Source organism: Ideonella alba (genome assembly GCF_018069875.1).
GTDB lineage: Bacteria > Pseudomonadota > Gammaproteobacteria > Burkholderiales > Burkholderiaceae_C > Ideonella > Ideonella alba.
This window is the reverse complement of sequence record NZ_JAGQDF010000005.1, coordinates 93,727-114,592: the sequence shown is the minus strand read 5'-3', so window position 1 is coordinate 114,592 and position 20,866 is coordinate 93,727. Positions and strand designations below refer to the sequence as shown.

General features: G+C 70.9%; 19 protein-coding genes and 1 tRNA gene. 8 read left to right on the top strand and 12 right to left on the bottom strand.

Annotation, left to right across the window (positions count from 1 at the left end; translation table 11 throughout):
- Window positions 1-15: 15 nt before the first annotated feature.
- Complete coding sequence (locus KAK07_RS10075; RefSeq protein ID WP_210855540.1) at window positions 16-1,776, bottom strand: acetate--CoA ligase; 1,761 nt, start codon at window positions 1,774-1,776, stop codon at window positions 16-18.
- 207 nt (window positions 1,777-1,983) lie between these two features.
- Between KAK07_RS10075 and KAK07_RS10070 the strand changes: the two genes are divergently transcribed.
- Both KAK07_RS10070 and KAK07_RS25605 read left to right on the top strand, forming a co-directional pair.
- A complete protein-coding gene (locus tag KAK07_RS10070) occupies window positions 1,984-4,848 on the top strand; it encodes a chemotaxis protein CheB (RefSeq protein ID WP_210860576.1) in 2,865 nt (954 codons plus the stop codon).
- Window positions 4,845-6,095 (top strand): PAS domain-containing sensor histidine kinase, encoded by a 1,251-nt coding sequence (locus KAK07_RS25605; RefSeq protein ID WP_210860574.1) that lies wholly within the window; start codon window positions 4,845-4,847, stop codon window positions 6,093-6,095. Before KAK07_RS10070 ends, KAK07_RS25605 begins: the two co-directional genes overlap by 4 nt.
- On the opposite strand, the gene KAK07_RS10060 is transcribed toward KAK07_RS25605, so the two are convergent.
- Window positions 6,096-6,572, bottom strand: a complete 477-nt coding sequence (locus KAK07_RS10060; RefSeq protein ID WP_210855534.1) for a GNAT family N-acetyltransferase — start codon at window positions 6,570-6,572, stop codon at window positions 6,096-6,098.
- Between the two features lie 60 nt (window positions 6,573-6,632).
- On the opposite strand from KAK07_RS10060, the gene KAK07_RS10055 reads away from it, so the two are divergent.
- Window positions 6,633-7,568: an alpha/beta fold hydrolase gene (locus KAK07_RS10055; protein ID WP_210860572.1), complete on the top strand. Its 936-nt coding sequence runs from the start codon at window positions 6,633-6,635 to the stop codon at window positions 7,566-7,568.
- Here the strand turns inward: KAK07_RS10055 and KAK07_RS10050 are convergent, their stop codons facing one another.
- Window positions 7,569-8,948, bottom strand: coding sequence for a S41 family peptidase (locus KAK07_RS10050; protein WP_247664317.1), 1,380 nt, complete (start codon window positions 8,946-8,948; stop codon window positions 7,569-7,571).
- A gap of 127 nt (window positions 8,949-9,075) precedes the next feature.
- Here KAK07_RS10050 and KAK07_RS10045 point away from each other — a divergent pair, with 127 nt between their 5' ends.
- Window positions 9,076-11,919 carry a valine--tRNA ligase gene (locus KAK07_RS10045; protein WP_210860569.1) on the top strand — a complete coding sequence of 948 codons (2,844 nt, stop codon included), beginning with the start codon at window positions 9,076-9,078 and terminating at the stop codon, window positions 11,917-11,919.
- A 123-nt stretch (window positions 11,920-12,042) separates the two neighbouring features.
- A complete protein-coding gene (galU, locus tag KAK07_RS10040; protein ID WP_210855526.1) occupies window positions 12,043-12,909 on the top strand; it encodes a UTP--glucose-1-phosphate uridylyltransferase GalU in 867 nt (288 codons plus the stop codon).
- A gap of 67 nt (window positions 12,910-12,976) precedes the next feature.
- On the opposite strand, the gene KAK07_RS10035 is transcribed toward galU, so the two are convergent.
- The 4 genes from KAK07_RS10035 to KAK07_RS10020 form a co-directional block, all read right to left on the bottom strand.
- Window positions 12,977-13,204 carry a sulfurtransferase TusA family protein gene (locus KAK07_RS10035; protein ID WP_210801477.1) on the bottom strand — a complete coding sequence of 76 codons (228 nt, stop codon included), beginning with the start codon at window positions 13,202-13,204 and terminating at the stop codon, window positions 12,977-12,979.
- A gap of 35 nt (window positions 13,205-13,239) precedes the next feature.
- On the bottom strand, window positions 13,240-13,785 hold the full coding sequence (locus tag KAK07_RS10030) for an NUDIX hydrolase (protein ID WP_210860567.1): 546 nt from the start codon (window positions 13,783-13,785) through the stop codon (window positions 13,240-13,242).
- On the bottom strand, window positions 13,782-14,687 hold the full coding sequence (gene cysM / locus KAK07_RS10025; RefSeq protein WP_210855522.1) for a cysteine synthase CysM: 906 nt from the start codon (window positions 14,685-14,687) through the stop codon (window positions 13,782-13,784). The genes KAK07_RS10030 and cysM overlap by 4 nt, the downstream gene beginning before the upstream one ends.
- Before the next feature lie 74 nt (window positions 14,688-14,761).
- Complete coding sequence (locus tag KAK07_RS10020) at window positions 14,762-15,760, bottom strand: trypsin-like serine peptidase (RefSeq protein WP_210860565.1); 999 nt, start codon at window positions 15,758-15,760, stop codon at window positions 14,762-14,764.
- A gap of 202 nt (window positions 15,761-15,962) precedes the next feature.
- Here KAK07_RS10020 and KAK07_RS10015 point away from each other — a divergent pair.
- Window positions 15,963-16,047: transfer RNA gene (locus KAK07_RS10015), tRNA-Leu, on the top strand.
- A gap of 19 nt (window positions 16,048-16,066) precedes the next feature.
- The gene (locus KAK07_RS10010; protein WP_210860562.1) at window positions 16,067-16,669 is read left to right on the top strand and encodes a rhomboid family intramembrane serine protease; all 603 of its coding nucleotides are present in this window, start codon (window positions 16,067-16,069) and stop codon (window positions 16,667-16,669) included.
- 19 nt (window positions 16,670-16,688) lie between these two features.
- On the opposite strand, the gene KAK07_RS10005 is transcribed toward KAK07_RS10010, so the two are convergent.
- Entirely contained in the window at window positions 16,689-17,561 is an 873-nt protein-coding gene (locus KAK07_RS10005; RefSeq protein WP_210860560.1) for an SDR family oxidoreductase, read from the bottom strand.
- Window positions 17,562-17,615: 54 nt separating this feature from the next.
- Here KAK07_RS10005 and KAK07_RS10000 point away from each other — a divergent pair, with 54 nt between their 5' ends.
- Window positions 17,616-18,647 (top strand): CDP-6-deoxy-delta-3,4-glucoseen reductase, encoded by a 1,032-nt coding sequence (locus tag KAK07_RS10000; protein WP_210860558.1) that lies wholly within the window; start codon window positions 17,616-17,618, stop codon window positions 18,645-18,647.
- Here the strand turns inward: KAK07_RS10000 and aac(6') are convergent, their stop codons facing one another.
- From aac(6') to KAK07_RS09980, 4 genes are read right to left on the bottom strand one after another with little or no spacing between them, the layout of a single operon-like run.
- The gene (gene aac(6') / locus KAK07_RS09995; RefSeq protein ID WP_375141224.1) at window positions 18,648-19,097 is read right to left on the bottom strand and encodes an aminoglycoside 6'-N-acetyltransferase; all 450 of its coding nucleotides are present in this window, start codon (window positions 19,095-19,097) and stop codon (window positions 18,648-18,650) included. It lies immediately after the preceding gene.
- Between the two features lie 17 nt (window positions 19,098-19,114).
- Window positions 19,115-19,489, bottom strand: coding sequence for a hypothetical protein (locus KAK07_RS09990; protein WP_210860554.1), 375 nt, complete (start codon window positions 19,487-19,489; stop codon window positions 19,115-19,117).
- Between the two features lie 37 nt (window positions 19,490-19,526).
- A complete protein-coding gene (locus tag KAK07_RS09985) occupies window positions 19,527-19,937 on the bottom strand; it encodes a GFA family protein (protein ID WP_210855506.1) in 411 nt (136 codons plus the stop codon).
- 12 nt (window positions 19,938-19,949) lie between these two features.
- Window positions 19,950-20,864: a LysR substrate-binding domain-containing protein gene (locus tag KAK07_RS09980; protein WP_210860552.1), complete on the bottom strand. Its 915-nt coding sequence runs from the start codon at window positions 20,862-20,864 to the stop codon at window positions 19,950-19,952.
- Window positions 20,865-20,866 lie beyond the last annotated feature (2 nt).

Below are 20,866 nucleotides of genomic sequence, written 5' to 3'. Positions count from 1 at the left end.
GAGGCACTCGGCCCCTCAGGCCCGGCCAGCCGCCCTCGCCTCTTCCTGCAGCCGCAGCACGCGGCGCTGGACCTTGCCGGTGGTGGTCATCGGCAGCGCGTCGATGAACTCGATCTCCTTCGGGTACTCGTAGGGCGCCAGGCGGCCGCGCACGTGCTGCTGCAACTCGGCCACCAGGGCCTCACCCCCGGTGAAGCCCGGCGCCAGCACCACATAGGCCTTGACCAGCGCGCCGCGCTCGGGGTCGGGCTTGGGCACCACCGCGGCGTTGGCCACCGCGGGATGGCGCACCAGGCAGTTCTCGACCTCGCTGGGCCCGATGCGGTAGCCGGCGGCCTTGAAGACATCGTCGCTGCGGCCCTGGTACCAGAGGTAGCCGTCCTCGTCCATCACCGCGGTGTCGCCAGTGCGGCACCAGCTGTCGTCCACCGGGCCGGTGTATTTGGCGCGGGTGGCTTCGTCGCGCTTCCAGTAGCCCAGGAAGAACACCGGATCGGGTTGGCCGTGCACATCGCGGCGGTGCACGGCCACGTCACCGGGTGTGCCGCGCGGACACTCGCGCCCCTCGTCATCGATCACCGCCACCCGGTGGCCGGGATAGGCCCGGCCCATGCTGCCCGGGCGCGCCGGCCAGCCTGGTGCCGGGTGGCCGTCGGTGCCCAGCGTCTGGCTGCAGTTGCCGACGATGTAGTTGATCTCGGTCTGCCCGAACATCTCGTTGACGGTGACACCCAGCGCCTCGCGGCACCAGTGGAACACCGTGTCGCCGACGGCCTCGCCGGCGCTCATGATCGCCCGCAGCCGCAGCGCATGCTGCTCGCGCGGACGCGGGCAGGCCTTCATCATCGCCTTGAGCGCGGTGGGGAACAGGAAGGTGTTGGTCACCCGGTGGTGCGCCATCAGGGCCAGCGCCCGCTGCGGGTCGAAGCGTTCAGCGCAGGCGACGATCGGCATCGCGAAGTACAGGCTGGGCAGCAGCGCGTCCATCAGGCCACCGGTCCAGGCCCAGTCGGCCGGGCTCCAGAACACCGCATCGGCGGGCAAGCCGCCCGGCCCCAGGGCGCGACGCAGCGGCCGCCCGCTGCCGCTGCGCAGCAGGTTCTGGCTGCAGACAAAGCCGCTGAGGTTGCCGATCAGCGCCCGGTGCGGGATCAGCGCACCCTTGGGCGGCCCGGTGGTGCCGCTGGTGTAGATCAGCACCGCGGCCTCGTCGGCATGGGTGCGCACGGCGGTGAAGCCCGCCTGCTCGGCGGCCAGTGCGGCGGTCCAGTCGATGTCCGTGCCGGCGGGCGTGTCGACCGCGATCAGGTGGCGCAGCGCGGGGCACTCGCCACGCACCGCGCGCAGGGCGGCGATCGTCGAGGCGTCGCCGACGGCCACCACGGCCTCGCTGTCCTGCAGGCGGTAGAGCAGCGCCTCGGGACCGAAGAGCTGCGACAGCGGCATCGCCACCGCGCCCAGCTGGTAGATGGCGATGTGGGCCACCGCGGTCTCAATGCGCTGCGGCATTACCACCGCCACGCGGTCACCGCGCCGCACGCCCAGGCGGCGCAGCGCCCTGGCCAGGCGGTCGGCCTGGGTCTGCAGTTCACCAAACCGCGTCAGGCGCACGCTGCGGCCCGCGGCTTCGGTGCGCAGGGCCACGCGCTGCGGATGGCTGCGCGCCCAGCGGGTGCAGCAGGCCTGGGCGATGTTGAAGTGGTCGGGCACCTGCCAGACCAGGCCGCCGTGCAGAGCGGCCCAGGCGTCGGTGCCATCAGGGATCGGGGTGGGCATGGCGCCAGCCTATCCGGCGACCGGCGCCCCCACCATCGGGAGCAGCCCGGCCGCGCCACATTGACCGTGATCAACGCTCGTTGAAGTCCTGACCGTCAAGCGCGCATTGTGTGTGGCCAGGTTGACACCCGACCTTGACCTGGGCAAAGCACTGTGGGGAACATGCCGTCCACTGACCTGTGCCCTTCGCCTTGACGGTTCGCACCCGTGGACGATTCCCCTGACCCCAGCAGCCTGCCGCCGCACCCGCCGTGGGTGGTGGCCATCGGCGCCTCCGCCGGCGGGCTGGAAGCCCTGCAGCAGTTCTTCGCCGCGCTTCGGCACCCGGCGGGCGCCGCCTTCGTCGTCATCCAGCACCTGGCCCCGGACCACAAGTCGCTGATGGCCGAGCTGCTGGCGCGGCACACCGCGCTGCCGGTGTGCACCGCCCAGGACGGCATGGCGCTGGCGCCGAACCAGGTCTACCTGATGCCCCCCGGTGTGTCGATGTCGCTGGCCGCCGACACCCTGCACCTCGAACCCCGTCCGGCGCAGGGCCTGGCCCTGCCGATCGATCACTTCCTGTTGTCGCTGACACAGCCTGCGCCCGAGCGGGTGGTGGCGGTGGTGCTGTCGGGCTCGGGTTCCGACGGCAGCGTGGGCGCCGACGCACTGCGCCGCGCTGGTGGCTATGTGCTGGTGCAGGCCCCCGACAGCGCCAAGTTCGACAGCATGCCGCGCAGCGTGATGGCCAGCACCGCGGTCGATGCGGCGCTGCCACCTGCCGCCCTGGCCGAGCTGGCGCAGGAGATCGTGCGTGGCGAATCGGCCCGGATGGGCCAGGGCGACCTGCTGGCCTCGCGCCAGCTGCGCCCGGCACTGCAGCGCATCTTCGACCTGCTGCTGGAGCATGGCCGCATCGACTTCAGCGTGTACAAGCTGCCCACCGTGCTGCGCCGGCTGGAGCGCCGCCTGCTGGTCACACGCGCCGCCAACGCCAGCGACTACGCCGACCAGCTGGAGAAGTCCAGCGAGGAGCGCGAGCGCCTGCGCCGCGAGTTGCTGATCCCGGTGACCAGCTTCTTCCGCGATGCGTCCGCCTTTGACGCGCTGAGCCGCCAGGTGCTGGAGCCGCTGCTGCTGGAGCGCCGCGGCCAGCCGATCCGGCTGTGGTGTGCCGGCTGCGCCTCGGGCGAGGAGGCCTACTCGCTGGCGATGGCCTGCGTCGAAACGGCCGAGCGCCTGGGGGTGAGCGCCTCCATCAAGGTGTTCGGCACCGACGTCGATCCGCAGGTGCTGGACATCGCCACCCAGGGCCGCTACCCCGCCATCACCGCCGAGGTGCTGGGGCAGGAGCGCCTGGAGCGCTTCTTCGTGCGCCAGGGCGAGCTGTGGATGGTGCGGCCCGAGCTGCGCCAGCTGGTGCTGTTCGCCCGCCACAACCTGCTCGACGACGCCCCGTTCACGCGCATGGACCTGGTGGCCTGCCGCAACACCCTGATCTATTTCCAGACCGCGGCGCAGGAGCGCCTGCTGCGCCGTCTGCAGTACGCCCTGCTGCCCGGCGGCACGCTGTTCCTGGGGGCGAGCGAGTCGCTCGGACCGATCCAGGCTGAATTCTCCACCCTGGACGGCCTGCACAAGATCTACCGCCTGGAGCGCCCGGTGGCCACCGCCTCGGCGCTGCGCGACGCCTTTGCCAGCAGCGCGCGGGTGGCGCGGCCGCAGCATGCCGGCCCCACGCCGTCCCACGCCCGCAGCCTGATCGACCAGGGGCTGCACCAGCTGATGTCCGCCTGGCTGCCGGCCAGCCTGCTGATCTCCGCGCAGCGCGAACTGATCCATGCCTGGGGCCCGACGCGGCGCTACCTGCGCATGCCCGAGGGCGAGGGCTCGCTCGACGTGATGCGCATGCTGCCCGAGCGCCTGGGACCGGTGGTCCTGCACCTGCAGCACCTGGTGCAGGCCGATCGGCAGGCGCATCGCTCGGCGCCGGTGCAGCTCGACATCGACGGCGTCGCCCATCGCCTGGTGGTGCACGCCCAGCCGCTGGATGCGGGCCATGCGCTGGACGGCGTGCTGGTCTCGATCGAGGAGCTCGCGCTGCCCGAGGTGGCGGACGGCGTCGAGACCCGGCCAGTCGACACCGTCAGCGCGCTCGAGCAGGAACTCAGCGCCACCCGCCAGAGCCTGCAGGCGACCATCGAGGCGCTCGAGTCCTCCAATGAAGAGCTGCAGTCCACCAACGAGGAGTTGATGTCCTCGAACGAGGAGTTGCAGTCCACCAATGAAGAGTTGCAATCGGTCAACGAGGAGCTCTACACGGTCAACGCCGAGTTCAATGCCAAGCTCGATGCGCTGAATGCGCTGAACGCTGACCTGGAGGGCATGGCCCAGGCCACCGGACTGGCCACCATCTTCGTCGACCAGGCGCTGTGCCTGGTGCGCTTCACGCCGGAAGCGGCGATGCTGTTCCGGCTGCGCCAGAGCGACCTGGGCCGCTCGATCGAGGACTTCAACTCGCTGCTCGACTACCCGGGCCTGAGCGCCGACCTGCGCCAGGCGCTGCACCAGGACACACCGATCGAGCGCATGGTCGACGGTCCCCACGACACCCGCTTCATGGCCAGCATGGTCGGCTACTCGCACCTGCCGGGGCGGCCGCGGCGTGCGGTGGTCACCTTCATCGACATCACCCGGGTGCGTGACGCCTCGCTGCTGCAGGACCTGATCGATTCCCTGCCCGAGCACATCGCGGTGCTTGATCCGCAGGGCACGATCCGACGTGTCAACCGGGCCTGGAGCGACTTTGCGCGCGCCAATGGCGGCGAGCATTCACCGATGGTGGCGGTGGGCGCCAACTACCTGGCGGTGCTGGCGCGCTCCGGCCACCCGCTGGCCCGCGCCACGCTGACCGGGCTGCAGGAGGTGATGGCCGGCCGGCAGCCCGAGTACCGTCAGGTCTACGACTGCCACGGCCCGAGCGAGCTGCGCTGGTTCGCCATGCATGCGCGGCCCTTCCCGACCCGGGGCGGCGGCCTGGTGGTCACGCATTTCCGGCTGCCCGGCCAGCCTGCCGAGGCCGCGCCGTGACAGTCCGCCCGCACCTGGTGAGCCAGGAGCCCGACACGCTGCCCGGCACGGTGCAGCGCTACCAGCGTGAACTGTCGCAGCACCTGGAGGAGTTGCGTGAGCAGCAGGCGGCCACCGAGCAGGCCCTGGCCTGGTTCGCCAGCCTCTTCGAGGCGCTGCCGGTGCCGGTGCTGCTGCTCAGCGACGTGGGCACGGTGGTCGAGGCCAACGGCAGCGCGGTGGACTACCTGGGCTTGTCACGCCCGCTGCCCCGGGCGCCGTTGATGCTGCGCCGTCTGCTGGAGGGCCGTGACGCCGACCTGCGCTGGGTCAACGCGCTGGCCCATGCGCGCACGCAGGGCGAGGCCACGCTGGAAGAGCAGGCCCTGAAGCCCGGCAACGGCGGAGCCCGGGTGGCGCGCATCGTGCTTCGGCGCGTCGACAACGCAGAGGCCGCGGTGCGTGGCGTGGCGCTGATCTGCTCGCTGATCGACCTGACGGCGCAGGTGCAGGCCCGCGAGGCCGAGCAGGCCCGCCAGGCGGCGGAGTCCCGGCAGCGCGACGCCGAGACGCGCAGCCAGGCACGCGCCCAGACGCTGTCCCGCGTGAGCCATGAGCTGCGCACGCCCCTGAACGCCATCATGGGCTTCGCCCAGTTGTTGACGGCCGACCTGGACCACCTGCCGGCCGAACACCGCCCCTACCTGGCGCACATCCGCGCCGCCGGCGCCGACCTGCTGGGACTGGTCGAGGAAGTGCTGGACATCAACCGCGCCGAGAGCGGCCAGCTGAAGCTCGACATGGTGGCGGTGACGCTGGCCGACGAGGTGCACGCCGCGGTCGCGCTCAACCGGGCCGAGGCGCAGGCGCTGGACATGCGCATCGACAGCGACGTGGGCGAGGCCCCGCGCGTGCGCGCCGATGCGCGGCGGGTGCGCGAGATCCTGATCAACCTGCTGTCCAACGCCATCAAGTACGGCCGCCATGGCGGCGCGGTGCGCCTGCGCTGCGGCCATGACGAGCATGACGCCTGGATCGAGGTGGAGGACAACGGTATCGGCATCGCCGCGGAGCTGTTGCCCCAGCTGTTCGAGCCCTTCAACCGCCTGGGCTCGGAGCGCAGCCGCATCAAGGGCCACGGCCTGGGCCTGAGCATCTGCAAGAGCTATGCTGAACAGATGGGCGGCCGCCTGACGGCGCGCTCCGAGCCTGGCCAAGGCAGCTGCTTCACGCTGACCCTGCCGCGCTGGGACCGCGGCCGCGGCTGATCACCAGGACGCCAGGTCCTCGCCGCTGACGCGGCAGATGCGCCAGTCGGGCAGCACCGTCGCGCCCATGGCCTGGTACATCGCGATCGCGTTGGCATTCCAATCCAGCACCGACCATTCAAAGCGCCCGCAGCCGCGCTGCGCGGCCAGCCGCCCGACCGCCTTCAACAGCGCGCGGCCGATGCCGGCGCGGCGGTGCGCGGGCTGCACATACAGGTCTTCCAGGTACAGGCCCGGCCGGCAGCGGAAGGTGGAGAAGTTGGTGAAGAACAGCGCGAAGCCCACCACCGCGCCGCCCATCTCGGCGACCAGGCACTCGGCCACCGGTCGCTCGCCGAAGAGGTGCGGGTGCAGACGCTCGGGCGTGGTCTCAACCAGGTGCGAGAGCTGCTCGAACTCGGCCAGTTCGCGGATCAGGCCGACGATCGCCGGCACATCGGCAGGCGCCGCCGGGCGCAGGTGGTGGCTTGCAGTCATGCGCGGGATTCTGTCACCCGTGCGCCAGCGCGGGCGGCGCAGCGCCCCTACCATCCAGCCATGACTGACGCCTACCTGCCGCGCCGCGCCGGCCGTTCGCTGTTCGTACCGCTGCGCGGGCTGGACTACCACCTGACCGTCTGGGGCGATGCCTCGATGGCGACCCCGGAGCGGCCGCCGCTGCTGCTGTGCCACGGCTACATGGATGTCGGCGCCTCGTTCCAGTTCATGGTCGACGCGCTGGCCGCACTGGAGGGCCAGACGCGCTGGGTGCTGGCGCTGGACTGGCGCGGCTACGGCCACACCCGCGTGCCGCCCACCGACCACTACTGGTTCCCCGACTACCTGGCCGACCTGGACGCGCTGCTGGACGGCCGGCTCGACGGCCTGGACGCCCGCGCGCAACCGGTCGACCTGCTGGGCCACAGCATGGGCGGCAACGTGGTGATGCACTACGCCGGTGTGCGGCCCACGCGCATCCGCCGCCTGGTCAACCTGGAAGGCTTCGGCCTGCCGCGCAGCGAGCCCGACGAGGCCCCGCGCCGCCTGGCCAAGTGGCTGGACGAACTGGCCGAGGCGGCCCCGCTGCGCAGCTACGACAGCGCCGAGGCCGTGGCCGCGCGCCTGCGCCAGACCAACCCGCGCCTGCCCGAGGACAAGGCGGCCTGGCTGGCGCGCCAGTGGGCGCAGCCGGATGCCGCAGGCCGCTGGCACATCCTGGGCGACCCGGCGCACAAGCGCATCAACCCGCTGCTCTACCGGGTGGAAGAGGTGCTGGCGGCGTGGCGCCGCATCAGCGCCCCGGTGCTGTGGGTGGACGGCGACCTGACCGACCTGTCGCTGTGGTGGGGGCAGCGCTACAGCCTGGCCGAGTTCGACCAGCGCATCGCCGTGGTGCCACAGCTGCGCCGCGAGCGGCTCTCGCCCTGCGGGCACATGCTGCACCACGAGCAGCCCACGGCACTGGCCGGGCTGCTGCGTGATTTCCTGGGCTGATCAGCGTCCGATCATGCCGCGCCGGTCACCCGGCTCCAGCCAGTGCGGCCGCTCGGCCAGCGGGCGCAGCGCCAGGGCGCGGGCGCGGCCGGGCGCCTTGGCGCCCAGGGCCACCGGGCAGGCGCCGGTGTCGGCGTGGTCCATGGCCGTGGCCAGCAGCGGCTCGGTGGCGGTGCCCAGCGGCTGGCCGTAATCCTCGGCCACCGCGCAGGTGGCATCGAAGCCATCGAAGTAGCGGCCTTCGTTGCGCGAGTTGACCGATTCGAAGTTCACCACGCTCCAGGTGGTGCCGCAGCCATCGTCCTGCGGCAGGAAGCCGACCGGCTTGCCGCAGCTGGTGTCGCCCACCGTGACCACCTGCACGAAGGGGCGCAGCGCATTGATCAGCTGCTCGCTGGCCGAGCAGGTGCGCTGCCCGATCAGCAGGTAGACCCTTGAGAGGCCCAGCGCGTTGGCCGGATTGCCGAAGGCGAAGACCTGGTTGCTGGACGCGTGACGGTCGTTGTAGAGCAGCTTCGAGTAGGTCTGGCCCGCGGTGCGCGGCGCCGACACATACGAGGCCAGCCGCCCTGAGGTGGAGACCAGGCCGCCACCGTTGTAGCGCAGGTCGATCACCACGTCCTGCACCCCGGCGGCGCGGAACTGCGCGAAGGCGGTGTCGAAGGGACGCTCGGCCTGGCTGACCATGTCCTTGAGCTGCAGGTAGCCGACCGTGCGGCCGCCCGGCGTGCTCATCACGCTGGCGTTGGTCACCGGCACCAGATCGTAGACACGAGACGTCAGCGTGACGGTGCGCTGCGACACACCGTTGTCCAGCAGCATCGTCAGCGACTGGCCGGTGGCCGTGGCGGACAGCGCCGAGAAGTCGTTGGCGGCGATCAGATCGGACACCGCCCGGCCGTTGATGCGCAGGATCTCATCGCCACGCAGCACGCCGGCGCTGGCGGCCGGCGAGCCGGGTTCGATGTAGCGCACATACAGCGGCCAGTCGGGGTGGCCAGACACCTCCAGGCCCGCCACCATCACGCCGAAGCCCAGGGTCTGGCCGTCGCCGAAGAAGCGCTGGTAGTCGACCGTCGGCGTGGCGTAGCTCCAGCGGTCGGCAGGGAAGGTGGCGTTGCCGGGGAACAGCAGCGCATCGAACAGGGATTCGACGCTGGCGTAGCTGGCCGGGTCGGGGCGCGGACTGATCGCGTACCAGAAGTACCAGTCGGACATGTAATCGGCCAGCCAGATCTTCTGGTCGGTCACCGAGCAGCTCAGCGGCGGCGGCGGGCCGCCATCGCCGCCCCCCCCGCCGCCACAGGCTGCCAGCACCAGGCCCGCCGCGGCAGCCCCCAGACCGGCGCGACCCCGGCGCCACAGCTCGTTCATCCTCATCTGCATCTCCTGTGCCTGGGCGACCACCGCCTACAATCCCAGCAACTCCCCGCGTGGCCCCTGCGTTGACATCCAAATGGTGTCCAGGCGTTGCCGTGGCCACCGTCCGCTTCCAGTGTCCCCCGCCATGACCGAACTCGCCAAGTCCTTCGAACCCCGAGACATCGAAGCCCGATGGGCCCCGCTGTGGGAGCAAAGCGGCGTCTACCGGCCGACGCTGGACGCGTCGCGTCCTTCGTTCTGCATCCAGCTGCCGCCGCCCAACGTGACCGGCACGCTGCACATGGGCCATGCGTTCAACCAGACCATCATGGACTCGTTGACACGCTACCACCGCATGAGGGGCTTCAACACCCTGTGGGTGCCGGGCACCGACCATGCCGGCATCGCCACGCAGATCGTGGTGGAGCGCCAGCTGCAGGAGAAGAAGCTCAGCCGCCATGACCTGGGCCGCAAGAACTTCGTCGCCCAGGTGTGGGAATGGAAGGAGCAGTCAGGCTCCACCATCACCCGCCAGATGCGCCGCATGGGCGACTCGGTGAGCTGGGAGCACGAGTACTTCACGATGGACGAGAAGCTGTCCAGCGTGGTCACCGAGACCTTCGTGCGCCTCTACGAGGAAGGCCTGATCTACCGCGGCAAGCGCCTGGTCAGCTGGGACCCGGTGCTCAAGTCCGCGGTGTCCGACCTCGAGGTCGAGAGCGAGGAGGAAGACGGCTCGCTTTGGCACATCCGCTACCCCATCGAGGGCAGCGACGAGTCGCTGGTGGTGGCCACCACCCGGCCGGAAACGATGCTGGGCGACACCGCGGTGATGGTCCACCCCGAGGACGAGCGCTACACCCACCTGATCGGCCGCCAGGTGCGCCTGCCGATCACTGGCCGCCGGGTGCCGGTGATCGCCGACGCCTACGTGGACAAGGCCTTCGGCACCGGCGTGGTCAAGGTCACGCCCGCGCACGACCAGAACGACTACCAGGTGGGCCTGCGCCATGGCCTGCCGATGCTGACCATCTTCGACCTGGCCGCCCAGGTCAGCGCCCATGAAGCCACCGACATCCCGGCCGTCTATGTCGGCCAGGACCGCTTCGCCGCGCGCAAGGCCATCGTCGCCCAGCTCGAGGCCGAGGGCCTGCTGGTCGAGGTCAAGAAGCACAAGCTGATGGTGCCGCGCTGCGCCCGCACCGGCCAGGTGATCGAACCCATGCTGACCGACCAGTGGTTCGTCGCCATGACCAAGGCCGGCGCCAACGGCAAGAGCATCGCCGAGGAGGCGATCGAGGCCGTTGAATCCGGCGATGTGACCTTCGTCCCCGAGAACTGGGTCAACACCTACAACCAGTGGATGAAGAACATCCAGGACTGGTGCATCAGCCGCCAGCTGTGGTGGGGCCATCAGATCCCGGCCTGGTACGGCGCGGGCGGCGAGCTGTTCGTGGCGCGCAGCGAGGATGAAGCCCGAGCGAAGGCCACGGCCGCCGGCTACAGCGGCGCGCTCACCCGCGACGAGGACGTGCTCGACACCTGGTACTCCAGCGCGCTGGTGCCCTTCTCCACCCTCGGCTGGCCGGCCAGGACCGTTGAGCAGGACCTGTTCCTGCCCAGCAGCGTGCTGGTCACCGGCTACGACATCATCTTCTTCTGGGTCGCCCGGATGATCATGATGACCAGGCACTTCACCGGGCAGGTGCCGTTCCGCCACGTCTACATCCACGGCCTGGTGCTGGACGCGCACGGCAAGAAGATGAGCAAGTCCGAGGGCAATGTGCTGGACCCGGTGGACCTGATCGACGGCATCGACCTGCCCGCGCTGCTGGACAAGCGCACCCAGGGCCTGCGCAAGCCCGAGACCGCGCCCAAGGTGCGCAAGGCCACCGAGAAGGAATTCCCCGAGGGCATCCCCGGCTACGGCGCCGATGCGCTGCGCTTCACCTTCGCCGCCATGGCCACGCTGGGCCGCTCGGTGAACTTCGACAGCAAGCGCTGCGAGGGCTACCGCAACTTCTGCAACAAGCTCTGGAACGCCAGCAAGTTCGTGCTGATGAACTGCGAAGGCCAGGACTGCGGGCTGATGGAGCACACCAAGGCCGAGTGCGAACCCGGCGGCAAGGCCCACGGCTACATGCGCTTCAGCGCCGCCGACCGCTGGATCAGCAGCGAGCTGCAGCGGGTCGAAGCCGCGGTGGCCCAGGGCTTCGCCGAGTACCGGCTGGACAACGTGGCCAACGCGATCTACCAGTTCGTCTGGGACGAGTTCTGCGACTGGTACCTGGAGATCGCCAAGGTGCAGATCCAGAACGGCAGCGAGGCCGAACAGCGCGCCACCCGCCGCACGCTGATCCGCACGCTGGAGACCGTGCTGCGCCTGCTGCACCCGGTGGCGCCCTTCATCACCGCCGAGCTCTGGGACGTGGTGGCGCCGGTGGCCGGCCGCAAGAGCGCCGACACCGTGGCCAGCGCTGCCTACCCGGTGGCCCAGCCCGAGCGCATCGATGCGGCGGCCGATGCCTGGATGGCGCGCCTGAAGACCCTGGTGGGGACCTGCCGCTCGCTGCGCGGCGAGATGGGCCTGTCGCCGGCCGAGCGGGTGCCGCTGCTGGTCAATGGCGATGCCGAGTTCTTCGGCCAGGCTGCGCCGGTGCTCAAGGCCCTGGCCAAGCTGGCCGACGTGCAGTTGCTGGACGACGCCGCCTTCGCCGAGGCCAGCGCCGCCGCGCCGGTGGCGGTGCAGGGCGCGGCGCGGATGGCGCTGAAGGTGGAAATCGATGTCGCGGCCGAGCGGGCCCGCCTGGGCAAGGAGATCGCGCGGCTGGAGGGCGAGATCACCAAGGCCGAGGCCAAGCTGGGCAACGAGAGCTTCGTCGCCCGCGCTCCGGAGGCGGTGGTGGCCCAGGAACGCCAGCGCCTGGCCGATTTCGGCCAGACCCTGGCCCGTCTGCGCGAGCAACTGACCAAGCTGCCGGCGGCCTGAGCCAGCGCCAGCGTCACCTCAACGGGGGGCAGTCTGGGGGGTGTTCGTCCGCGTTCTGTCACGCTGGGCGCGATTCCTGCATGCAAGAATGCCATGACATCCCTGCTCTCCCCCACTGCACCCATGCGCGTCAACAAAGCCGTCTTTCCCGTCGCCGGTCTGGGCACGCGTTTCCTGCCGGCCACCAAGGCCAACCCCAAGGAAATGCTGCCGGTGGTCGACAAGCCGCTGATCCAGTACGCGGTGGAGGAAGCCTATTCGGCCGGCATCCGGCAGATGATCTTCGTCAATGGCCGCAACAAGCGCGCCATCCCGGACCACTTCGACACCGCCTTCGAGCTGGAGCACGAACTGGAAGCGGGCAACAAGCGCGAACTGCTGGCGCTGGTGCACTCGATCAAGCCGGACGACATGGAGTGCATCTACATCCGCCAGCCCAAGGCCCTGGGCCTGGGCCACGCGGTGCTGTGTGCGCAATCGGTGGTGGTCAATGAGCCCTTCGCGGTGCTGCTGGCCGACGACCTGATGGTGGGCGAGCCCTCGATCATGAAGCAGATGGTCGACCAGTTCGCCGAGTGGCAGGCCTCGATCCTGGCGGTGCAGGAAGTGCCGGCCGAGCACACCCGCCGCTACGGCATCGCCGCCGGCACGCCCATCAACGAGCGGCTGATGGACCTGACCCACATCGTCGAGAAGCCGGCGCCCGAGAACGCGCCCTCGCGCCTGGGCGTGGCCGGCCGCTACATCCTGACGCCGGGCATCTTCCGCGAGATCGCCAACCTGCCGCGGGGCGTGGGCGGCGAGATCCAGCTGACCGACGGCATCGCCGCGCTGATGCGCCGCGAGAAGGTGTTCGCCTACCGCTATGAAGGCCGCCGCTACGACTGCGGCAGCAAGGAAGGCTTCCTGGAGGCCAATGTCGAGCTGGCGCTGGCGCACCCGCAGCTGGGTCCGGGCTTCCGCGCCTACCTGAAGGCGCTGTCGCTCTGATCCGCCCCCCACCATGACAAAGGGCCTGCACGCGCAGGCCCTTGGTGTTCTTGGGGGCGGTGGCCGCTCAGCGGCGCCGCAGCAGGTGGATGAATTCCTCGCCCTGCGCGGTCTGCTCGACCAGCTCGTTGCCGGTCTGGCGCGCGAAGGCCTGGAAGTCGCGCATCGACCCGGGGTCGGTGGCCACCACCTTCAGCAGGTCGCCGCTGGACATCTCGGACAGCGCCTTCTTGGCTTTCAGGATGGGCAGCGGGCAGTTCAGACCGCGGGTGTCGATTTCCTTCTGGGCGTCCATGGCGGGTGTCACTCCTGTAGCGCCGATTCTAGGCCTCAACGCGCCGGCTGTTCGCCGGGCTGGAAATAGCGCGGCTCGAGGCCCCGCCCGCGCAGCCACTGGGCCATCGCATGGCCGGTGCCGGCCGGCCAGCAGACCACGTCCTGGGGTGCGAACAGCTTGTACTCGGCCAATTCGGGCGACAGCCGGATATCGCCGTGCGCCTGCACATGAAAGGCGATGATCACCTGGTTCATGCGCTGGAAGTCCCAGACGCCGATCAGCTCGACGCGGTCCACCGTCAGCGCGGTCTCTTCCGCCACCTCGCGGGCAATGCCTTCCTCGGCGCTTTCACCCGCCTCCATGAAGCCGGTGATCAGCGCGAACATGCGCCCGCTCCAGGCGGCGTTGCGCGCCAGCAGGATGCGGCCGTCGCGGTCGGTGCATTCCACCACCGCCGCGAGCACCGGCGTGGGGTTGTTCCAGTGCGTGAAGTCGCAGGCGGTGCAGCGCAGGCGCTCCTTCGGTCCGCCGTCCTCGTCGGCCAGGCGCAGCGCCAGCGGCGCGGCGCACTGCGGGCAGAAGCGCCAGGGCTCGCTCATGCGGGAAACACGCCGGTCGAGAGGTAGCGGTCGCCACGGTCGCAGACGATGAAGACGATGGTCGCGTTCTCCAGCGTGCGCGCCAGCTGCAGCGCCACCCAGCAGGCGCCCGCCGCCGAAATGCCCGCGAACAGGCCCTCTTCCGCGGCCAGGCGGCGCGCCATGTCCTCGGCATCGGACTGGCTGACGTAGACCAGCTCGTCCACCGCGGTCGGGTCGTAGATCTTCGGCAGGTAGGCCTCGGGCCACTTGCGGATGCCGGGGATGCGCGACCCTTCGGACGGCTGTGCACCCACGATGCGCACCGCCGGGTTCTTCTCTTTCAGGAAGCGCGAGACGCCGGTGATCGTGCCGGTGGTGCCCATCGCGCTGACGAAGTGGGTGATCTGGCCGTCGGTGTCGGCCCAGATCTCGGGGCCGGTGGTGTCGTAGTGCACCGCCGGGTTGTCGGCGTTGGCGAACTGGTCGAGCATGCGGCCCTTGCCGGCCTGCTGCATCTGCTCGGCCAGGTCGCGGGCCAGCTCCATGCCGCCGGACTTGGGCGTCAGGATCAGCTCGGCGCCGAAGGCCTTCATCGTCTGGGCGCGTTCGATCGACAGGTCCTCCGGCATGATCAGCACCATGCGGTAGCCCTTGATCGCCGCGGCCATCGCCAATGCGATGCCGGTGTTGCCCGAGGTGGCTTCGATCAGCGTGTCGCCGGGGCGGATCTCGCCGCGCGCCTCGGCCTGGCGGATCATGTTGATCGCCGGCCGGTCCTTGACCGAGCCGGCCGGGTTGTTGCCCTCGAGCTTGCCCAGGATGACATTGCCGCGCGCGGCGATCTCGGCGCCGGGCAGGCGCTGCAGGCGCACCAGCGGCGTGCGGCCGATGGCGTCTTCCAGGGTCAGGTAGGTGGGCATGGCGGGGCGATCAGGCGCGACGGTGGCCGATTATCACGTCGCCCCTGAGCACCTCGCCCGCCGGGGGTCGCTTGTCAGGGCGTGTTGATCCAGTTCTGCAAGTTGGTGTTGACGGCTTCGGTGATGCGGGTGGCGCTGTTGCGGCCCAGGCTGTCAGCGCCGTAGGCATGGATGGCAATGCCGCAGTCGCCCTCGCAGCCGCCCGGGCCGGTGCCGTCGGCCTGGATCACCGGGGCGCCGCTCTGGCCGCCGGCGGTGTCCAGGAAGTAGCGGGTCTTGCGCGACTCGGACGCCGCGATCCGGCCGGCGCCGCCCCATTGCGTGGCACTGGGCTTGTCGCCCGGGTAGCCGACGATCGCGATCGGCAGGTTGGCCTGGCTGCCGGTGGTCCACCAGCGCCCCAGCCAGCCGGTGGTGTTGCCCACGGTGCAGTTGAGCTTGACGGAGCCGTAGTCGTAGTTCTCATCGGCGTTCTTGGTCCAGCCGGCCACCGAGCTCAGGCGCTTGGCGGTGCACGAGCCATAGGGCGCGCTGGCGGCGTTGCGACCCGGATAGAAACGCATGGTGTTCGACCACACGCCGCCGGTGCCGCCGGAGTGCACGCAGTGGCCGGCCGTGGCCACCGTGTCGGCACTGATCAGCCAGCCGGTGCAGGTGTAGCTGCCGGTGCCCTGGTTGAAGGTCAGCAGGCCCACCGCGCGGTAGGGGTAGCCGGACTCGGACGGGTAGACGCGAAAACGGCGGTCAGCGCCCAACACCGATTCGGGTGCCAGCTGATCATCGCCGCGCGCGCCCGGAGCCACCATCGGACGGTAGCGGGCGGCGAAGTCGGCCATCTCCGCGGCCGAGTAGCGCTCGGCGGGGAATTCGGCCTCGGCGTCGGGCGCCAGGCCGGGCGCCAGGCGCCCGCGGAAACCGGCCGCCGGGGCGGCGGTGCTGCTGCTGGCCAGGGCGGGCGTGCCGTCGCTGCTGATGCTGCGGTGGGCGTCGGACACATCGGCGGCGGACGCCGTGGTGGCCGAGACGAAGCCGGCCAGGCACAGGGCCAGGCGGCGGGAGGCATGGGTGGTCATGGCGGTGCTCCTGCAAGGTGGCGGCAAAGGGTGAAGTCCCCCCTGGCGCCGGGGCCCAGGGGTGGCCCCACTGTCGGGCCCCTGCCCCAAGCGCCTGCCAACCGATGACCCACGGATGCCCGCCCACTCCCCCCTAGGCCAGCACCCCCCCGTGCCATAATCGCGCCCTCGCAGCACCGGGGCCCCGGCCCCGGCCCGATGCGCCCATGTGACGAAATCGGTAGACGTAGCGGATTCAAAATCCGCCGCCGCAAGGCGTGCCAGTTCGAGTCTGGCCATGGGCACCAGCGCCGCAACACCGACGCCATGCCACCCCTGCCTCCCGTCACCAAGGCCCTGATGCTGGCCTGCACCGCCATCTTCTGCCTGCAGTTCCTGCTGGGCGGCTACGCGCTGACGGGCTGGTTCGGCCTGTGGCCGCTGGCCAGCGGCCACTTCATGCCCTGGCAGGTGGTGACCTATGCCTTCCTGCACGGCGACATGCTGCACCTGTTCTTCAACATGCTGGGCATGTACATGTTCGGCGCCGAGATCGAGCGCCTGTGGGGCCAGCGCCGCTACCTGCAGTTCATCGCCGCGTCGGTGCTGACGGCCGCGCTGTCGCAGATGCTGATCACGGCGCTGGTGGGCAGCATGGGCCCGACGATCGGCATCTCGGGCGGTCTGTACGGCCTGCTGCTGGCCTCGGCCATGCTGTTCCCGAACCGCACGATCATGCCGCTGTTCCCGCCGATCCCGATGAAGCAGCGCACCTTCGTGCTGGTCTTCGGCGGGCTGGAGCTGCTGCAGGGCCTGATGGGCTTCACCGGCGTGGCCCACTTCGCCCACCTGGGCGGCATGCTGGGCGCCTGGCTGATGATCCGCTACTGGCGCGGTCAGCCGCCGTTCTCGGGCCGTCGGCGCTGGTAAACGCAGCCCTGGGGATGCCTCACACAGGCGTCTGGTGCAGGGGCTCCACCCCCAGCTCGCAGCGCATGCGTTCGTTGCGCAGCCGGCGTGATTCGCCCATGAAGCTCAGGCTCATCGGCGAGGCGGTGCGCGCCATCTCCTCGCGCGTGACGCGCGGCAGCCGCGGCAGGCCGGCCAGGTCGGCCGCTTGGTCGTACCACTCGCCCATCAAGCAATCCACGCCATCGGTCACGTGGTAGGCCCGCTGCGGCCCGCCGCGCCACAGCGCCGCCACGCAGGCGCGCGCCAGGTCATCGGCGTGGATGTGGTTGGTGAACACATCGTCCTCGGGGCGCAGCAGCGGTCGGGCCTGGCGCACGCGGTCGATGGCTGAACCCCCGGCGCGGTCGGGCGCATGGATGCCCGGGATGCGTAGCAACACCACCCGCCAGCCGCGCCGGCCCGCCGCGCGCAGCGCCTGCTCGGCGGCCACGCGGCGACGGGCGCGGTCGGTGGCCGGCGCCACGGGGCGGGTTTCGTCGAACAGCGCCCCACCGGCATCGCCATAGACGCCGGTGGTGCTGCCATAGACGAGCACCCGCGGCCGCTGGCCGCAGCGCGACAAGGCCTGCAGCAGGTGGCGGGTGCGCGGGTCCTCGGTGCCGGCGCCTGGCGGCGGCGCCAGGTGCAGCACCGCGTCGGCCAGGCCGGCCAGGCGCCAGAGGCTGCCGGGCTGGTCGAGGTCGCCCAGCAGCGGCGTCGCGCCCGCGGCACGCAACTCGGCCAGGCGCGCGGGCTGGCTGGTCAGCGCCAGCACTCGCCAGTGCCGGCCCAGCACGCGCAGCACCCGCATGCCCACATCGCCACAGCCCACGATCAGCAGCGAGGGGCGGTGGTCAAGCGTGCGCGGCATCAGGTCTTTCGGGGCATCGGGGACAATCGCGGCAGTGTAGTGGCCCGGCCGATCATGACCTTTCGCATCACCCTGAAGCCCTCTGAGCGCCAGTTCGACGTGGCGCGTGACGAGCCCATCCTGAACGCCGCGATCCGCGCCGGCATCGGCCTGCCCTATGGCTGCAAGGACGGCGCCTGCGGCTCCTGCAAGTCGCGCCTGCTGGAAGGCCGTGTGATCCATGGCGCCCATGCCGAGAAGGCGCTGAGCGCCGCCGAGGAGCAGCAAGGTCTGGTGCTGACCTGTTGCGCCACGCCGCAGACCGACTGCGTGGTGGAAGCCCGCAGCGTCACCGGCGCCGGCGAGCACCCGGTGGTCAAGCTGCCCGGCCGCGTGCTGGCGATGGACAGGCTCGCCCCCGATGTGATGCGCCTGCGGGTGCAGTTGCCGGCCAACCAGGCCTTCAGCTACCACGCGGGCCAGTACATCGAGTTCATCCTGCGTGACGGCAGCCGCCGCGCCTACTCGATGGCCAACGCGCCGCACAACCTGGGCTCGCCGCCCAGCATCGAGCTGCACCTGCGCCACCTGCCCGGCGGCCTGTTCACCGACCAGGTGTTCAGCACGATGAAGGAGAAGGACATCGTGCGCATGGAAGGCCCCTTCGGCAGCTTCTTCCTGCGCGAGGACTCGGCGTCGCCGATCATCCTGCTGGCCTCGGGCACCGGCCTGGCGCCGATCAAGGCGCTGATCGAGCGCCTGCAGCAGCAAGGCATCACCCGCCCCGCCACGCTGTACTGGGGCTGCCGCAGCCGGCGTGACCTGTACCTGCACGACTGGGCCGAGGCGCAGGCCGCGCAGATGCCCAGCCTGCGCTATGTGCCGGTGCTGTCGGAGGCGCGTCCTGAGGACGACTGGCGCGGCCGCACCGGCCTGGTCCACCAGGCGGTGATGGCCGACCACCCGGACCTGAGCGGCCACCAGGTCTACGCCTGCGGCCTGCCGGCGATGGTGGACGCCGCGCAACGCGACTTCACCGGGCGCTGCGGGCTGCCCGCCGAGCAGTTCTTCGCCGACAGCTTCACCAGCGCGGCCGACAAGGCCTGATCAGCCCGGCGCGTTCAGCGACATCGCGAAGCACACCAGTCGCTCGGTCTCGGTGAAGCCCAGGCGGGCGTGCACCGTCTGGCTCAATGTGTTGTCCAGCGGTGTGTCCGAGGCCATTTCGGTGCAGCCGCGTGCCCGGCCCCAGTCGGCCGCCGCGGCCACCAGGGCCCGTGCGAGGCCCTGGCGGCGCGCGGCAGGCGCCACATACAGGCCCTCCAGGAACAGCACCGGGCTGCTGTCGGTGCCGTTGACGTAGTCATGGCGCAGCGCCGCCTCGGCCATGCCCAGCGCCGTGCCGTCCTCGGCACAGGCCAGGAAGGTCGCGTAGCGTGCCGCGTCGGCGCACTGCTGGGCCATCTCGGCCAGGTGCTCATCCACGCGGCTGTCATCCCACAGCGCACGGCGCAAGGCCAGCCAGCGCGGGTCAGCAGGGTCGGCGAGGCGGGCGATGTGCACCGGGCACCCGTTCAGAAACAGGGTCGGTCCGGGACCTGCAGCCGACAGCTCCAGGTGAACAGCCGCGCGCCGTTCTTCATCGAGCGGCGCCAGGTGGCGGTGGCCTCGTTGGCGATGGCGTCGGGCAGCGGCAGCGCCACCTCGGCGCCGGTGCTGTTGGTGTAGAAGTTCAGGAAGCAGGTCTCGTCGGCCCCGCACAGCTGGGCGATCTGGCGCTGGTAGGCGGCTTCGTCCTTGGCCAGCGCCGTGGGCACGATCACCTGGCGCACCAGGCCCTGGCGGCCGGCGACGGTCCAGGCGGGCTCGGCGGTCTGGGCGGCGACAGGGCCGCTGCTCAGCGTACCCAGCAGGGCAGCCAGCAGCACGGATACCAGCCTCGGCTTCATCGTCGGACCTCCATCGGTGGAGCGGCCAGTGTAGTGCTCAGTCGCTGTCGGTGGCCGCATGGCGCGGCAGCGTATCGCCCAGCACCAGCCAGTCGACATGGGTGTCATGGAACACATGGGCCGTGGGCGGCTGGGTCAGCGCCTCGTCCAGCAGCGCACGTGCCAGGTGCAGCTCGCCGGGCCAGCGGCTGGAGGCGAACAGCATGGGCGTGCCGCAACGGCCGCAGTGGGCGCGGCGCGCCTCGGGGCTGGAGGCATACCAGCGCAGCTGACCCTGCGCATCATCCACCTGCACCGCCGCCTCATCGAAGCCGGCCCAGGTGACCACGCCGGCGCCGTGCGCGCGCTGGCACATCGTGCAGTGGCAATGGGCCACCCAGCGCGCCGGCAGCATGGCCTGCAGTTGCACGGCGCCGCACAGGCAGTGGCCCCGGGTGCTGTTGGTCATCTCCGTCTCTCCTCAGGTCGCAGACACCCGGGCGGCCGCGGCCTCCTGTGCCAGCCAGTCGCTCAGCGCCTGCAGCGGCGCCAGGTCGGCCTTGTGGGGCGGGTACAGCAGGTGGTAGCGCCGGCCGCTGTCCAGCGCAAAAGGCAGCAACTGCTGCAAGCGGCCAGAGGCCAGTTCCGTCTCGATCAACAGCCGTGGCACCAGCGCTGCGCCCAGCCCCTGGGCCGCCGCCTCGGCCAGCATCGAGAACAGCTCCATGCGCGCGCCGGCCATGGCCTGCTCCACCTGCAGGCCCTGGGCCTCGAACCACTGGCGCCAGGCGTCGGGCCGGGTGCTGGCCTGCAGCAGCGGCAGCGCCGCCACCTCGGCCGGCGTGCGCACGCGGCGGCCCTTCAGCAGCGCGGGCGCGGCCACGGCCACCAGGTGCTCGGGCAGCAGGGCCAGGCCCTGCGTGCCCGGCCACGGCGACTCGGCGGGCTGGATCGCCGCGTCAAAGGGTGACTCGTCGTCGAACAGGAAGGGCCGGGTGCGCGGCGTGAAGTGCAGCGTGATGCCCGGGTGCGCCGCCTGGAAGCGCGCCAGCCGGGGCAGCAGCCACTGGGTGGCGAAGGTGGGCACCACCGCCAATTCCAGCGCGCCACCGGCGGCCTGCCCGGCCTGGGCCATCAGGTCCAGCGTGTCGCGCTCCACCGCATCCAGCCGCGCCGCCACGCTGCGCGCGTAGCGCCGCCCGGCCTCGGTCAGCAGCACGCCGCGCTGGCCGCGGCGAAACAGCGGCACGCCGACGAAATCCTCCAGCGAGGCGATCTGCCGGCACACCGCGCTTTGCGTGACCGACAGCTCCTCGGCCGCGCGGGTGAAGCTCTGGTGGCGCGCAGCGGCCTCGAAGGCGGCCAGCGCGGCGGTGGAGGGGATCTTGCGCCGCACCC